Source organism: Dolichospermum circinale AWQC131C (genome assembly GCF_000426905.1).
GTDB lineage: Bacteria > Cyanobacteriota > Cyanobacteriia > Cyanobacteriales > Nostocaceae > Dolichospermum > Dolichospermum circinale.
The window spans coordinates 1-619 of the sequence record NZ_APIY01000465.1; the positions used below are offsets into that span (position 1 = coordinate 1).

General features: G+C 37.5%; 1 protein-coding gene. It reads right to left on the bottom strand.

Features of this window, described 5'->3' with window-relative positions; all coding sequences use genetic code 11:
* Positions 1-546 (bottom strand): IS607 family transposase (locus ACIR131C_RS21485; RefSeq protein WP_231395365.1); only part of this gene is annotated, 546 nt, incomplete at its 3' end.
* Positions 547-619: the final 73 nt, after the last annotated feature.

A 619-nucleotide genomic window follows, 5' to 3' on the forward strand; every position in this document is an offset into this window, starting at 1 on the left:
TACAATCGACAAGAAAAGCAGTGGATAATTGCCATTAGGTCTTCGACTAATTCTTGTTGAGGTGATAAAGATTCCTGAGGGAGCAACTATGATCTGACACCTCACGGAACTTGCTAATTCCATAATAAAGTCAAAAGCAAACCGACACATTCTGTCTTTGTGCGCCACAACAATTGTCGATATTTCGCCTTTAAGCATTGATAACATAATTGATAAAAACTTTTTTCTTTTAAAGTTTAATCCGCCTCCAATCTCTGAAACCCAATCATCAACAGCTAACCCACGACTCAAACAAAATGTTTCCATCGCGGATACTTGGTTTCTGAGTTCGGGTTTTTGGCTACTCGAAGAAACTCTACAATAAACAACTACTTTTCGTTTTGAGTCTACAGGTTTTAATCCCTGGGTAATCAGTAAATCATCTTCAGTATAAAAACGATGCCCCGACAATGTTCTTTTGGCTGGAAGTCTTCCTTCAACATCCCATCTTTGCAAGGTCTTGACTGAAACTCCGATTTTTTTAGCAAATTCATGAGGTTTAAACATAAAGTCACTCATAGGTTTGTCTATGAGTGTACAGGTTTGTCTATTAAATTGTCAACTTAGGACAAGCTCTTTT